A 14,073-nucleotide genomic window follows, 5' to 3' on the forward strand; every position below is an offset into this window, starting at 1 on the left:
GGGAGTTGCATCTCGCGATCCTGGTCGAGCAGATGCGCCGCGAAGGATTCGAGCTCCAGGTATCGCAGCCTGAGGTCATTTACCATGAAAAAGGCGGTGTAAAGCAGGAACCCTTCGAATTTTTAACAATAGAGATCCCGGCGGAGTATCAGGGTTCGGTGATAGAAGAGGTCGGCCGCAGGAAAGGGAAATTAAAACATGTCTCACAGAGCGCGACCGGTTCGCTCCATCTCGAATACCAGATATCCACGCGCGGGATCATAGGGCTCAAGGGCGCGCTTATGACCAAGACGCGCGGCATGGCGGTCATAAACCACGTCTTCGACGAATACAAACCCGTGGAAGAGGGAGCGTTTAATACCGGCTCGCGCGGCTCGCTAGTCGCTATCGAACCGGGCGTATCCACGGCTTATGCCCTGGAGAACGCGCAGCAGCGCGGCGAATTATTTATCGGTCCGAATGTCGAGGTATACGAGGGGATGATAGTTGGCGAGAACCCGCGCGGCGAGGACATGCCGCTCAGCCCCTGCAAAATGAAGAAACTCACGAACATGAGGTCGTCCACCTCCGATATCGCGGTAGTGCTTACGCCGCCGAGGGAATTGTCCCTTGAGCTGGCTATCGAGTATATCGGGCCGGATGAACTTGTTGAAGTCACGCCGAAAAGCATACGCCTGCGCAAGAAGATACTGGATACGCTGGCCAGGAAACGCGCCGGCAGGGATAACAAGGAGTAAGGAGATGGCCGTGAATTTTTCTTTCGATATCGTCTCGGAGATCGACCTGCAGGAAGTCGATAACGCCGTAAACCAGGCGAAAAAGGAGCTCTCCCAGAGGTTCGACTTCAGGGGCAGTAAATCCTCCATCGATTATAACCGCGAAGAGAAGAAGATAACCCTTATCGCGGACGACGACTTTAAATTGCGCTCCCTCCAGGATATACTTAACGGCAGGATGATAAAACGCAATATCTCGATCAAGGCCCTTACCTATAAGGAGCCGGAGAAGGCGTTCGAGGGGACGTTCCGCCAGGTGATCGAGCTTGTGAGCGGGCTGGAGCGCGAGAAACAAAAGGAACTTGTGAAAATAATCAGGGACCTGAGTCCCAAGATACAGACCCAGATAGAAGGCGAAAAGATAAAGGTCTCCTCCCCGAAAAAGGACGACCTCCAGACCGTGATAAATCACCTGCGGAGCATAGAATTCCCCGTAGCGCTTCAATTTACTAATTACAGGTAGTATGATATAATTTTCTCCGCGACGCGCCCGTAGCTCAACTGGATAGAGCGTTGGTCTACGGAACCAAAGGTTGGGCGTTCGACCCGCCCCGGGCGCGCCATTTTTATTCGAAAATGAGCAAGATAGACGAAATATACATGTCCGAAGCCCTCAAGCAGGCCTACGAGGCGTTCGGGGCGGACGAGGTGCCGGTCGGCGCCGTCATAGTCCACGAGGGCCGGATAATCGCGCGCGCCCACAACCAAATAGAGATGCTCAAGGATCCCACCGCGCACGCGGAGATGATAGCCATTACACAGGCGGCCGCGTATCTCAAAAGCGTGCGGTTGCCCGGCTGTTCCATATATGCTACAATTGAACCGTGTTCGATGTGCGCCGGAGCGCTCGTGCTCGCGCGCGTAAAACATATATATTACGGCGCGAAGGACCCTAAGACAGGGGCTTGCGGCTCGGTCTTCGATATCGCGGGGAGCAAGAAACTGAACCACAGGGTCAAGGCCACCGGCGGGATCTTAGCCGAGGACTGCGGGTCATTGATGACGGAATTTTTCAGGAAGCAAAGGAAAAAAGGGAAGAAATAGTTTCCTTTAAGGAAGAGGGGTTAGTGAGGGGAGAAACTACGTTTCTCCCCTCACAACGGACCCGGCGAATAGCCGGGGCCGTGAACGGAGAGGTGGCTGAGTGGCCGAAAGCAGTCGCCTGCTAAGCGATTGACCTGCGAAAGCGGGTCCCTGGGTTCGAATCCCAGCCTCTCCGCCAGTTTTGAGGATAAAGTGAAAAACTACGCATTCTGCAATAAATGCAAGGATATAGTCCCGGTAGAGCACGTCGAAAAGGACGGCAAGGTCTACCTCCGGAAAAGCTGCCCCAAGTGCGGCACTGAAGAATACCTCATCTCCAGCGACGCAAGCCTCTATAACAAAAAACGCGATTTCATGGGCATCGAATGCGGCGCCTGCGCGCTCAATTGCCCGTCATGCGACAAGCACAAAGAGCCGGACATCGTATTTATAGATACGACCAACCGCTGCAACATGAATTGCCACATCTGCCTCAACAACGTCCTCTCGATGGGGTTCAAGTTCGAGCCGAGGATGGAATATTTCGACAGGATATTCAAGCATTACGCCCACCGCGACCCGAAACCGTACATACAATTATTCGGCGGCGAGCCGACGATGAGGAACGACCTCTTCGATATAATAAAGCTCGGCAAGTCATACGGCTACTCGATGAGGGTGGTCACCAACGGGCTCAAGCTTGCCGACGAAGAATATTGCAACAAGCTGGCCGACCTCGGCGCTATGATAAACATCGCTTTCGACGGCCTCAACCGCGAGATGTACACGAAACTGCGCGGGCATCCCGAGGCGCTCGACCTGAAATTGAAGGCCCTGGGGAACCTCGCCAAACGAAAGAAGGGCAAGGTCGTCCTGATGAGCGTCGTAGATAAAGAACTGAACAAGAACGACATGGGCGAGTTCCTCAGTTACAGTCTTAAGAACCAGCATATCATCAGGGGCATATATTTTATGCCTTTGATACATATGTGGGACACTAAACAGCTCGATTACGACCCGGAGAGGACAACGCACGAGGATGTCGAGCATATGGTCGAGGACGCGGTCGCCGGAGGGAACGTCGAGTTCGTGCCGCTCGGCTCGCTCTTCCTGACGAACCTCTACAAGATTTACGGTATCAAAAATATGCCTTTCCTCGGGGTCCATCCGAACTGCGAAAGCATAACTTATCTTATATCGGACGGCGAGAAATACGTATCTTTCTCGAAGTATCTCAAGACGTCGCTCTTCGCCCTCATAAACGACCTCAGGGCGCTTGAGAAGTTCGCCGCGGGAAAATATAAAGGCGGCAAGGCCGGCTTCTCCGGGAAACTGGCCATGAACCTGAAACTTTTTAATATCTTCAGGAAACACCTTAATTTCGGCGCCATGGCCGGGAAAAAAGGCCCGGCGGCTTATATCAAATGGGCCGGGATGATAGGTAAGCTGCTGGCAGGGAAGAAGGCGAAAGAGATATTAAAGAACGACACCAAACTAAAAGGCGTCCTGCAGATAATGATCCTGCCGTTCGAGGATTCCAAGACTACCGAGTCGGAGAGGCTCGCGATGTGCTCCTCGTGTTTCGTTTATGTCGACCCGGACACAGATAAGATCAGGACGCTGCCCACCTGCACGTGGGAAAAATACAAGAAACCCATTATGAAGAAGGTCGCCGAAAAATTCAATGTTTGAGAGGACCGTAAAGACTATATGCCCTGCCTGCAATAAGGACCTCGACGGGAGGTATTACGAGGAGGGCGGCAAGATCCTGCTCGAAAAGATATGCAGCGACCACGGTAAGGTGGTCGACCTCGTCTCTTCCGACGCCGAGCTCTTCAAGGATAAGATCAGCCTCTTTGATCATCTTAAAGATTACGGCTGCGGCATCCCCAAATGCCGCGAGGGTGTCTTTAAATGCGCGGTCCACCAAATGCGCAAATCCGAGCTGGCGTTCATCGAGATAACCACCCGCTGCAACATGAAGTGCCCGGTCTGTTACGCCGATGCCGATTCCAAAGGCAAAGACGTCCCGTATGACGACATCGTACGCATGCTCGAGACGATAGCGAAAGAAGATAAGGATACCCACGTCATCCTGACAGGCGGCGAGCCGACGATACATCCGGATTTTTTTAAAATAGTCCAAAAAGTGACAGAGCTCGGGCTCCTGAGGCGGACATTTGTCGCGACGAACTGCATAACGATCGCCGATAAGGAATTCTGCAAGAAAGTCTACGACGCCGGGATAAGGAAATTTTACTTAGCCTTCGACGGGACCGACCCGGAGGCCTGTATAAAATTAAGGGGAAGCCTTATCGCCTACGAATCCGTGCGCAAGGCGCTGCAGAATATCCGCGAATTGGGCAAGGCGTGGTTAATACTTTCGTTTACCACATCGAAAGAATGGAACCTAAATAACCTTCCCGATGCGATAGAGTTCGCGTTGGACAACCAGGACGTCGTCAAGCGGGTGATGGTGACGACCGAGTGTTATTCCGGCCGCGTCACCGACATAAAGGACCTGGTCAATAAAAGGCTTACCGGCGACTGCGTGGAAAAATTCCTCTGCGAAAAGATCGGCGCCAAGGCGATCACTTTTCCGCTCGCCGCCATTTATATTTTGATGAAACCGCTTAAATACGCGGGACTGATAGATACCGGTAAATCGGCCTCATCGAATTTCAGCCCGATGTGCGGGCAGATGGGCATGATCATTTCGGAAAAAGGCAAATTATACTCGATGGTCGACCTCGTGGTGAACGACCCGCGCAAAAATATCTACAAATGCGGCAGGGAGATAGACGCGTTGGCGGAAAAAATGAAAAAAGCGAACCGTTTGGCGGTATTCCTCTGGTACCTGCCGGCATATTTTTTTACTTTATTAAAGTACATCAACAAAAAATTCCTCTTGAAGGCACTTGCGGCCTCGGTCATGTGCGGGTTCAACTCCAAGAAGATCGCGAAGGCCATCCTCGGGGAAAAAAGAGTGGAACTTTATTACCTTTTGGGTTCTGATAAATATAATTTCGTCTGGGACAGGATGCCGTACTGCGCGACCCACCATTACCGCATCCACCCGACGACAAAACAGGTCGTAAAAGTCCCCGGGTGCCTCGTCTTCGCCTTCAGGGAAGAGCTCCAAAATTATTGATTGACTAATATATCCATTAGGATTACAATTTAGGCTGTTACTTGTCATCATAAGGAAATTATTTTAATGTCTTATATAGTCTTCGCACGCAAGTGGCGGCCGAAAGACTTCGATAGCGTCCTTGGTCAAGAGCATGTCACGACCACCCTCAAGAACGCGATAGCCCAGAACAGAGTCGCCCACGCGTACATCTTTTCCGGCCCTCGAGGTGTAGGAAAAACTACAACAGCGCGCATATTTGCCATGGCCCTGAACTGCAAGAACGGGCCCACGAAGGAGCCGTGCGGCGCATGCGACTCCTGCAAGGAGATATCGAACGGCACGAACCTCGATGTCATCGAGATAGACGGCGCCTCGAACCGGGGCATCGACGAGGTCCGCGCCCTGCGCGAAAATATCAAGTTTGCCCCGACCCGCGGCAAATATAAAGTCTACATCATCGACGAAGTCCACATGCTCACCGAGGAGGCCTTCAACGCCCTGTTGAAGACGCTCGAGGAGCCGCCGGCGCACGCGATATTCATCTTCGCGACGACGCGCCCGTATAAAGTCCCCTCGACGATATTGTCCCGCTGCCAGAGGTTCGATTTCAAGCGGCTCACCGTGAACGAGATCACCGGAAAACTTAAAGAGATAGCAAAGAGCGAGAAGCTCGAGATAGAGGAAGAGGCGCTTTACACCGTTGCGCGCGCCGCCGAAGGCGCGATGCGCGACGCGGAATCGATGCTCGACCAGCTCGTATCCTTCTGCGGGAAGAAGATAGACGCGGAGAGCGCCACCGCCGTATCCGGGACGGTGGGCCATGAGGTCCTCTTCGATTTCACCGGGAAGGTGATAAATAAAGATACGGCCGGGATATTGAAACTCGTGGACAGCGTGATCGCCAGCGGCAAAGATATCCCGCAGTTCGTGAATTCCCTGGTCGTGCATTTCAGGAATATATTGATCGCCAGGACTTCCGACGAACCTGAGGGGCTTATAGACCTCCCTAAAGAGATGATCGGCAGGCTGGCCGTCCAGGCGAAGTCTTTTTCCAACGAGACGCTGCTTTACATCCTCACGGTCCTGATGGGCGCGCAGGATTCGGTAAGGCGCGCGATATCGCAGAGGATCCCGCTCGAACTCGCGGCGATCCGCCTTACCCGGCGCGACGACCTGGTCTCGCTTACCTCGATGCTGGACAGGATCGAACAACTTGAGAAGAAGCTGGGGAGCGGGGCCGGTAAACCCGAATCGAAAGCCGCGCCGCAGCCGCAGCATAAAGATGAAAAGATATCCGAACCGGCCAAAGACGCCGCAAAGAAAGATCATTTCGATGTAGAGGTGGAGGTCGAGGCTCCCTTCGCCTCGGCTCAGGACAAGCGCGGGCTTTCATTCGAAAGGATATGCGAAGTGTGGCCGAACCTCCTGCGCGAGATCCTTTCGAAGAAGATGTCGCTCGCCTTATTCCTCCAGCCCGGACAGCCGCTGAAACTCCAGGACAGCGTCCTTACAATAGCTTTTTCCAGGGAGCACATGTTCCACAAGGAGGCGCTTGAGACGAACGGCAACAGGAAGATGATAGAGAACGCCCTGAGCGGTATCCTGAAGCATAATGTGAGGATCGACATGAAGGTAGTCGAGGCGCTTGAGAAGAAAGTCTCGGTCGAAGACCTCCTGCAGGAAGAGCGCCAGGAAGAGACCCACGAAGTCGTGAAGTCCGCGCTCGAGATATTCGGCGGAAACCTCAAAAGAAACGACATCCTCCACTAAAAAGGTAATACCATGCCGGGCTACACCAGGTCGATGGAAAAATTGATATCTGAATTCACCAAACTGCCCGGTATCGGCCAGAAATCCGCGGAACGTATCGTCATGCATATCCTCAAGTCCCCCCGCGAGAACGCGGCCGCCCTCTCCGAAGCGATAATAAAACTCAAGGATACCATCGTTTTCTGCAAAAGCTGTTTTAATTTAAGCGAAGGCGATACCTGCCACATCTGCGGCGACCCGATGCGCGATAAAACGAAGATACTGGTAGTGGAAAGCCCCAAGGATATCCTCGCCATAGAAAAGAGCGGGGCATACAGGGGTCTATACCACGTCCTCCTGGGCGCTATATCGCCCCTGGACGGGATAGGGCCGGATGAGCTGAAAATAAAGGAGCTTATGCGCCGCGTAAAGTCGGATAAGATAAAGGAAGTGATCCTCGCGACCGACGCCGACACCGAGGGCGAGACGACAGCCCTGTATATTTCGCAACTCCTTAGGAATCAAGGCGTTAAGACGACTCGCATAGCCTACGGCCTGCCTGTGGGATCCCATCTCGAATACGCCGACCAGGCGACCCTCGCCAGGGCGCTCGAAGGCCGGAATCAAATTTCTTGACACAAACCCCCGCCTCTGGTAAAATTTAGTCCTAACCTACCCGTTTTCATCCAATAAGGAGGCCTTTTTGAGGGTCATTAGGGCGGTTGGCCAGGGTTTAAGCATAACCCATAGGGGATGGCCTATTATAGCGGTTATTTTTATCTTTTACGCAGCCGTTAGGTTCTTCGCGGCCCCGAACGACGCCATCCCTCCTTATGTGAAAAAAATGGGGGATTGGGGAGCTGCCGTAGTCATCTTCGCGGCGCTGGTGCTGGGCTTCAACTATCTTCTCGCGGGCGCGCAGATATTCGCGAGGGACGCGATAAGAGAGAGGCGTTTCGGGTTTAACGGGTTCTTTGGTAATTGCAGCAGGTTTTTCCTGGGGCAACTCGGCGTAAGCGCGGTCCTATGGATACCGGCGTGGATATTGGCGCTCGTGATGGCCGTCCTGCTGGGCGGGGCCATAATGGAATCGAAGCTATATCCGTTGACCGCGGCAGCCCTCGGGGCCTTCTCGGCCGTCGTGGCGCTCCTGCTCGCGGTATTTTACGCCCTTATCTGCTTGTCGTGGGCGATAACCGCGGCTGACGGCAGGGGAATTTTCAGGAGCATATGGAGGAGCGTCATATTCTGCGGAGAAAGATTTTTCAGCGTATTCGGCCTCCTGATACTGTTCTTTGTTTTGATGATCGTTATCTCCCTGGTCGTATGGATTGCTTACGCGTTCGTGGTACAGGGCCTCAGGCGTTTGGGGCTTGACGGCCATATAATAATTTTACGCGAGGTCACCGGCTGCATGTTGAACGCCTATTTTTTCTTGTTCCTGACCTCGACGTTAATGTCGTATTACTTAAACAACAGGAAGGCAGATGAAAGGAATAACTGAGGTAGTCTGGCACGGAAGGGGCGGGCAGGGAGCCGTCACCGCGGCAAAGCTGCTGGGTGAGGCGGCCCTCCGCGAGGGGAAGAATCTCCAGGCGTTCCCGGAGTTCGGCGCTGAACGTACCGGCGCGCCTGTAAGGAGTTTCACGAGGTTAAGCGACAAGCCTATCACGATCCACTGCTCGATAACGGCGGCGGATTGCATCGTGGTGCTCGATCCGACGCTCATAGATGTCGTCGACATTACCGAGGGAATGAAGGACGATACGTCGATAGTCATCAACACCGTCTTCTCGCCGAAAGAGATACGTTCCAAACTCGGCATTAAAGGCGGAAAGATATTCACGGTAGACGCGACGACGATATCGGTCGCGAAACTCGGACGGAACATCCCGAACATGCCGATGGTTGGCGCGTTATTGAAGGCGACGGGCCTTATTAAGCTCGATAGCCTGACCGATACGTTCAAGGAAAGTTTCGCGGCAAAGTTCACGCCTGAGATCATCAAGGGCAACCTTGAGGCGATCGAGCAGGCGTATAAAGAGGTAAAGGCGGAATAAGATGGCTAAAACTGAAAAAGTTAAATTACCCGGTTGGAAAGAAGTGGTCATAGGCGGAATAAATCCGGACGCCGGCAGCGCCGCCAAATACAACAGCGGCACATGGCGCACGTTCAAGCCGGTCTGGTCGGAAGAAAGATGCATCCAGTGCAACCTGTGCTGGATAAATTGCCCGGATTCATCGATCATGATAAAGGATGGCAAGGTCTGCGGGATGGACCTGGTACACTGCAAGGGCTGCGGGATCTGCGCCGCGGTCTGCCCGGTGAAACCGAAGAAAGCCATAGAAATGGTCAAGGAAGAAAAATGAGCAAAAAACTATTAGCTTTGACAGGTAATGACGCGGCAGCGTACGCGATGAAACAGATAAATCCCGACGTAGTCGCGGCATATCCGATCACGCCGCAGACGTCGCTGATGGAAAAGTTCGCGCAGTTCGTGGCCGACGGCGAGTTAGATACCGAAATAGTATTGGTAGAGTCCGAGCATTCCGCGATGTCGGCATGCGTTGGCGCATCGAGCGCGGGAGCGCGCGTCATGACGGCTACATCATCGCAGGGCCTGGCGCTTATGTGGGAGATAGTCTATATCGCCTCGAGCTACCGCCTGCCGATAGTGATGCCGCTGGTTAACAGGGCGCTTTCAGGCCCCATTAATATCCATTGCGACCATTCCGACGCGATGGGCATACGCGATTCCGGCTGGATACAGCTCTGGGCCGAGAACGCGCAGGAAGTTTATGATAACCTTTTGCAGGCGATAAGGATAGCCGAGAATTCCGACATCCTCCTGCCTGTAGTAGTAAATTACGACGGCTTCATCATCAGCCACGCGATAGAGAACATGTATCTATATGACGACGCAGAGGTCAAGAAATTCGTCGGCGAGTACAAGCCGAAATACACGCTGCTTGACCCGAAGAAGCCGACGACATTCGGAGGTTTCGACCTTCCGGATTATTATTTTGAGCACAGGCGCCAGATGGCCGACGCGATGACAAGATCGGCTAAGGTCATAGCCGATGTCGCGAAAGAATTCTCGAAGATATGCGGCCGCGAGTATAAATTCATCGAGGGATACAAGCTCGAGGACGCTGAAGTCGCGATAGTCGCGCTCGGTTCGACCGTCGGCACGGCGCGCGCCGTCGTCGACGAGCTCCGCGAGAAAGGCGTCAAGGCGGGCCTGTTGAAGATCCGCATGTTCAGGCCGTTCCCGGAGAACGAGATAGAGGATGCCTTAAAACACCTTAAGGCGATCGCGGTCCTCGACCGCGCGGATTCGCTCAACGCGGTGGGCGGGCCCCTCTTCGATGAGATAAGGGCCGCGCTTTACAATAAGTCTACAATACCGGTCGTCAATTACGTTTATGGCCTCGGCGGGCGCGACATGGGCCTCGTCGAGATAAATAAGGTATATTCGGACCTGGCTGAAACAGCCAAGACCGGCAAGGCCAAAGACCTTGTGACATACCTGGGAGTAAGGGAATAAATGGCAAACTTAAAAGAACTCAATAAGAGAAAAGAAGTATTGTGCGGCGGCCACAGGATGTGCGCGGGTTGCGGCGCGCCGATAATCGTAAGGCAGATGGGGCTCTCGCAGGAGATTCCGCTTGTGGTCGGAAGCGCCACGGGCTGCCTCGAAGTCTCGACGACGCCGAATCCCTTCACGGCGTGGAACTGCAGTTTCGTCCATTGCGCTTTTGAAAATTCCGCCGCGACCGTTTCAGGCGCGGAAGCCGCATACAGGTCGCTAAGGCGCCGCGGCAAGGTAAAGGACGAGATGAGATTTGTGGCGCTCGGCGGAGACGGCGGCACCTACGATATAGGATTACAGTCGCTCTCAGGCATGCTCGAGCGCGGGCAGAGGATATTGTATATCTGCTACAACAACGAAGCTTATATGAATACAGGCGTCCAGCGTTCAAGCGCTACCCCGCGCGGTACGCAGACGACTACGGCGCCCGTAGGTTTGAAGTCCATCGGAAAAAAACAATACCCAAAAGACTTGACCGGCATAGCGGTAGCGCATAGAATACCCTTTGTGGCCACAGCCAGCCCGAGCCACTGGAACGACCTTATAACAAAGTCGCAAAAGGCGCTTTCGGTAGACGGGCCCGCTTTCATGAACGTGATATCGCCGTGCCCGTTAGGGTGGGCTTATCCGTCGGATAAGACGATAGAGATGGCGAAACTCGCGGTCGACACATGTTTCTGGCCGCTGTACGAGGTAGAGGACGGCAATGCCTGGAAGCTGAGCTATAAGCCGGCCGCCAAGAAGCCGATCACGGATTACCTCAAGGCGCAGGGCCGTTTCCGCCACCTGTTAAGGCCGGAGAACGCTTCTGTGGTCGAGGAGATCCAGAAGAGGATAGACGACGATTGGGCCGCGCTGTTGAAACGCTGCGGCACTGACGCATAATATAGAGCAGCACCGCTCTTTGTGAAATATCCGCTCCCCTGTAGCTCAGTTGGTAGAGCAGTGGACTGTGCGAGGGCGAAGCCCGAGCAAAAACTCGGGCTATGGCCAAGCGGACATGAAAGGAGGTGACAATGGCAAAACGCGATACGCGGACTTACAAAGATCGCCGGCAATACATAATAGCTGCCGTCCATAAAAGACGGAGAAAGATAAGGCAAATGGCTATTGAGTATAAAGGCGGTCGCTGTGAAGTATGCGGTTACGACCGTTGCAGCGATGCTTTGGAGTTCCATCACGTCGATTCTTCCAAGAAAGACTTCAGCATATCCTCAAAAGGATATACGAGAAGTTGGACGAAAGTAAAAGAAGAATTGGACAAATGTGTATTGCTGTGCGCCAATTGTCACCGAGAGACTCATGTCCAAGCGCAGCTTCTACAGGAAACTGTAGTTGAAAAAGCAGGAGAATTGTCCGCAGCGTAGTATTAGCTGACGGAGCGCCACAGATGTGGCGTCTGGAAGCCCCTCTGGGGTAATCAGCAGCCGAGCCCTTTAGAAATAGAGGGAAGGTTCAGAGACTATGCACCTGCCTCCTAAACGTAAAGCCGTAGGAGATGATATAGTCCAAGTCCGGTAGCAATACCGGGGTACTTGTAATCCACGTGTCCCTGGTTCGAGCCCAGGCGGGGGAGCCAAATTTTCTCGCGACAAAATTAATAAAATTTGGCGACACCGCCGAGAAATAGGGAGTTACAGAGGGAAAAGACCGTTTTCCCTCTGTCCCCTAAACATCATCGGCGGAAGGAAAGAGAGAAGACCCGCTAAAGGTTGTACGGCGCTGAGAGAAAACCATCGGGGTTTTCTCTCAGGGAGCGAAGCGACCCGAGCGGGGGAGCTGAATTGACAATCAGACTTAACTGATCTGTCATCATTGATGCCTCACCCGCATGTCTGGGTGAGGTTTTTGTTTAAGGTAAAGTTAATTTCAGGGACTGCCCTAAGACGGCACATACCCAAACAGTGCCCGAAGCGCCTTCGTAGAGTGGTAGTGAGAAAGAAAGATAAAAATGATTAATGATGATGCGAAGTATCTAAAAATTAATTGCGATGACTATTTTTGTAAAGTAAACGAAGATTTTAGGTTAGAAAATTCTTCCCTACTTAGCCCCTTGCATAAGATAGAGGAGCTTATTACTTTTAATGGGGAAAATTTATTAAAAATGGATAATGTAAAAATATGCTTAGAAGAGATTAAGCCGATTCAAACAGACTTTCTTCGTATGAATAATTTATATAGCGAAGCTATAAATCCAATAGCTTCATCTTTATTAGATACTAGTTTTAAAATGGCAAATATGTTTGAGGACATTGGATCTAAGATAGTGTTTGAAAATAGATATGATGCCTCGGGACTACCTCCTTTTGATTTAATAAAAAATCAAAATGCTATTTTTTGTAATTTATCTGGCGCCCTTTCGACTTCTATAATCTCTCAAGATATTTTAGTAAGAAGCGATTTCTATTACGAAGCAACTAGTTATGATGCTCAGCCCTTCTTAGATTTTAAAGATAATGTTTTAGATTTATCAGAAACATATAAGTCAATATATGACACAATTAATATCGGAAGGCCATACTCTTTCAATCCGATAGCAATTACAGTTCCTTCAGTAGAATTGTATAGCACCGTTAAGTTGCCGGAGTTCATTACTAAGGTCAAAGAAGAATTACCAGAAGAAAAGGCAATCCAGTTTGAAATTAGTAATAAATCAGAAAAGCTCGAATCTTTGTTGGAAGAAATAGACGAGGGTTTATTAACGCCTTATTACGGAATGATAGAAACATTATCTACGAAGAATGCTGATAGGACGAGGCATTTTTGTTCATCCGCAAGAGAGTTATTTACCCATGTATTGCATAGCCTATCTCACGATAAAGAGTTTTTTAACTGGGATAAAACAGGAAAGTATGTAGAAAAAGGAAAGCCTACAAGAGCCGGCAGGATTCAATATATTTGCAAAAATATTAAATCATCCACAGAATTTGCTGATTTTATTGGGAAAGATATAAAATCGAAGCTTGCCTTTTTAGATGTTATGCAAAAAGGAACTCATGAATTAAATTCAGATTTTGATATCACGCAATTAAAAGCGATAAAAATAATATTAGAATGTACTCTAGTGTCAATGATTGAAATAGCCAAGGTAAAGGAATGAATTTAGGGTCGGGTCCTACGGGGACACTCCTTAAGTTAAGATCCGCCCCTTTTGGACTCGACCCCTAATCTGCACAATGCGGGCAGGATATAATTAAACAAAGATTAAACGACTCGTTATGAATAATTAGTTGAAATTTAATGATTAACGAAAGAGGCTATATGAGCCAATTAGTTATACCTATTGTTTGTGATGCTGTTATAGCAGCTGTATTTATTTATTTGGGGCTTGGTCCTGAAAAGCTTTGGAAAAAAGTTATTAGCACTCAAGGTGATATCTCTTGGGGGCGGTTATCGTATAATCTTGCTCTTTTGGGTCTGCTGATCATCTCTATCGTGATTACAATTTCTATTCAAATGAAATCTGCTCAGCAACAGCAAAGACAGGAAGAAATTCAAAGAGCGACACTTCAAAAAGTTAATGAAGTGCTTGCGGGACAACAAGGAAATAAAATTACTGATAATGAAATCAGCTCTTTGATTTATGAAAAAACAGGTTTTACTCTCATGGAAGTAAAACAAATGGCCAATGACTTCAAGGAGAGAACGAAATCATATTTGGATATTGGTCTTGCAAATTACATTTTAGGTAATTATAAAGAAGCCATCGCTGACTATAACAAGGCCATTGAAATAAATCCTAAACTTGCAGAAGCCTATATGAACCGTGGGGTTGCCTACGGCCAGCAAAACAACTTAT

Annotated in this window: 15 protein-coding genes and 2 tRNA genes; all 17 read left to right on the top strand. The window is 50.8% G+C overall.

Translation table 11 applies throughout. The features are described 5' to 3' along the window. A partial coding sequence (locus WC317_07610; GenBank protein ID MFA5339994.1) for a translational GTPase TypA occupies positions 1-737 on the top strand: 737 nt, incomplete at its 5' end. 4 nt (positions 738-741) lie between these two features. After that, on the top strand, positions 742-1,239 hold the full coding sequence (locus WC317_07615) for a YajQ family cyclic di-GMP-binding protein (GenBank protein MFA5339995.1): 498 nt from the start codon (positions 742-744) through the stop codon (positions 1,237-1,239). A 23-nt stretch (positions 1,240-1,262) separates the two neighbouring features. After that, positions 1,263-1,339 (top strand) — tRNA-Arg (locus tag WC317_07620). A gap of 13 nt (positions 1,340-1,352) precedes the next feature. Then, entirely contained in the window at positions 1,353-1,820 is a 468-nt protein-coding gene (gene tadA, locus WC317_07625; GenBank protein MFA5339996.1) for a tRNA adenosine(34) deaminase TadA, read from the top strand. Between the two features lie 86 nt (positions 1,821-1,906). After that, a tRNA-Ser gene (locus tag WC317_07630) sits at positions 1,907-1,998 on the top strand. Between the two features lie 14 nt (positions 1,999-2,012). Beyond that, positions 2,013-3,491 carry a radical SAM protein gene (locus tag WC317_07635; GenBank protein ID MFA5339997.1) on the top strand — a complete coding sequence of 493 codons (1,479 nt, stop codon included), beginning with the start codon at positions 2,013-2,015 and terminating at the stop codon, positions 3,489-3,491. Next, positions 3,484-4,950, top strand: coding sequence for a radical SAM protein (locus WC317_07640; protein ID MFA5339998.1), 1,467 nt, complete (start codon positions 3,484-3,486; stop codon positions 4,948-4,950). Before WC317_07635 ends, WC317_07640 begins: the two co-directional genes overlap by 8 nt. Before the next feature lie 66 nt (positions 4,951-5,016). After that, positions 5,017-6,702 (top strand): DNA polymerase III subunit gamma/tau, encoded by a 1,686-nt coding sequence (dnaX, locus tag WC317_07645; GenBank protein ID MFA5339999.1) that lies wholly within the window; start codon positions 5,017-5,019, stop codon positions 6,700-6,702. A gap of 33 nt (positions 6,703-6,735) precedes the next feature. Beyond that, a complete protein-coding gene (gene recR / locus WC317_07650) occupies positions 6,736-7,317 on the top strand; it encodes a recombination mediator RecR (protein ID MFA5340000.1) in 582 nt (193 codons plus the stop codon). Between the two features lie 67 nt (positions 7,318-7,384). Then, the gene (locus WC317_07655) at positions 7,385-8,185 is read left to right on the top strand and encodes a hypothetical protein (GenBank protein ID MFA5340001.1); all 801 of its coding nucleotides are present in this window, start codon (positions 7,385-7,387) and stop codon (positions 8,183-8,185) included. Beyond that, positions 8,169-8,741 (top strand): 2-oxoacid:acceptor oxidoreductase family protein, encoded by a 573-nt coding sequence (locus tag WC317_07660; GenBank protein ID MFA5340002.1) that lies wholly within the window; start codon positions 8,169-8,171, stop codon positions 8,739-8,741. Before WC317_07655 ends, WC317_07660 begins: the two co-directional genes overlap by 17 nt. Before the next feature lies 1 nt (position 8,742). Next, positions 8,743-9,051 (top strand): 4Fe-4S dicluster-binding protein, encoded by a 309-nt coding sequence (locus WC317_07665; GenBank protein ID MFA5340003.1) that lies wholly within the window; start codon positions 8,743-8,745, stop codon positions 9,049-9,051. Further along, complete coding sequence (locus WC317_07670; protein MFA5340004.1) at positions 9,048-10,229, top strand: transketolase C-terminal domain-containing protein; 1,182 nt, start codon at positions 9,048-9,050, stop codon at positions 10,227-10,229. The genes WC317_07665 and WC317_07670 overlap by 4 nt, the downstream gene beginning before the upstream one ends. Then, entirely contained in the window at positions 10,230-11,159 is a 930-nt protein-coding gene (locus WC317_07675) for a thiamine pyrophosphate-dependent enzyme (GenBank protein ID MFA5340005.1), read from the top strand. Between the two features lie 131 nt (positions 11,160-11,290). Continuing rightward, positions 11,291-11,641 carry a hypothetical protein gene (locus WC317_07680; GenBank protein MFA5340006.1) on the top strand — a complete coding sequence of 117 codons (351 nt, stop codon included), beginning with the start codon at positions 11,291-11,293 and terminating at the stop codon, positions 11,639-11,641. A 584-nt stretch (positions 11,642-12,225) separates the two neighbouring features. After that, on the top strand, positions 12,226-13,374 hold the full coding sequence (locus tag WC317_07685; GenBank protein MFA5340007.1) for a hypothetical protein: 1,149 nt from the start codon (positions 12,226-12,228) through the stop codon (positions 13,372-13,374). Between the two features lie 140 nt (positions 13,375-13,514). Then, positions 13,515-14,073: tetratricopeptide repeat protein (locus WC317_07690; protein ID MFA5340008.1), on the top strand; the 559-nt coding region annotated here is incomplete at its 3' end.

This window comes from Candidatus Omnitrophota bacterium, from assembly GCA_041653595.1.
Taxonomy (GTDB): Bacteria; Omnitrophota; Gorgyraeia; order Pluralincolimonadales; family Pluralincolimonadaceae; genus Pluralincolimonas.

Excerpts from the sequence above, each read along its gene's own strand:
- WC317_07670 (MFA5340004.1), top strand. The coding sequence starts at position 9,048 with ATGAGCAAAAAACTATTAGCTTTGACAGGTAATGACGCGGCAGCGTAC.
- WC317_07675 (MFA5340005.1), top strand. The coding sequence starts at position 10,230 with ATGGCAAACTTAAAAGAACTCAATAAGAGAAAAGAAGTATTGTGCGGC.
- WC317_07615 (MFA5339995.1), top strand. The coding sequence starts at position 742 with ATGGCCGTGAATTTTTCTTTCGATATCGTCTCGGAGATCGACCTGCAG.
- recR (MFA5340000.1), top strand. The coding sequence starts at position 6,736 with ATGGAAAAATTGATATCTGAATTCACCAAACTGCCCGGTATCGGCCAG.
- WC317_07685 (MFA5340007.1), top strand. The coding sequence starts at position 12,226 with ATGATTAATGATGATGCGAAGTATCTAAAAATTAATTGCGATGACTAT.
- dnaX (MFA5339999.1), top strand. The coding sequence starts at position 5,017 with ATGTCTTATATAGTCTTCGCACGCAAGTGGCGGCCGAAAGACTTCGAT.
- WC317_07665 (MFA5340003.1), top strand. The coding sequence starts at position 8,743 with ATGGCTAAAACTGAAAAAGTTAAATTACCCGGTTGGAAAGAAGTGGTC.
- WC317_07660 (MFA5340002.1), top strand. The coding sequence starts at position 8,169 with ATGAAAGGAATAACTGAGGTAGTCTGGCACGGAAGGGGCGGGCAGGGA.
- tadA (MFA5339996.1), top strand. The coding sequence starts at position 1,353 with ATGAGCAAGATAGACGAAATATACATGTCCGAAGCCCTCAAGCAGGCC.
- WC317_07640 (MFA5339998.1), top strand. The coding sequence starts at position 3,484 with ATGTTTGAGAGGACCGTAAAGACTATATGCCCTGCCTGCAATAAGGAC.
- WC317_07680 (MFA5340006.1), top strand. The coding sequence starts at position 11,291 with ATGGCAAAACGCGATACGCGGACTTACAAAGATCGCCGGCAATACATA.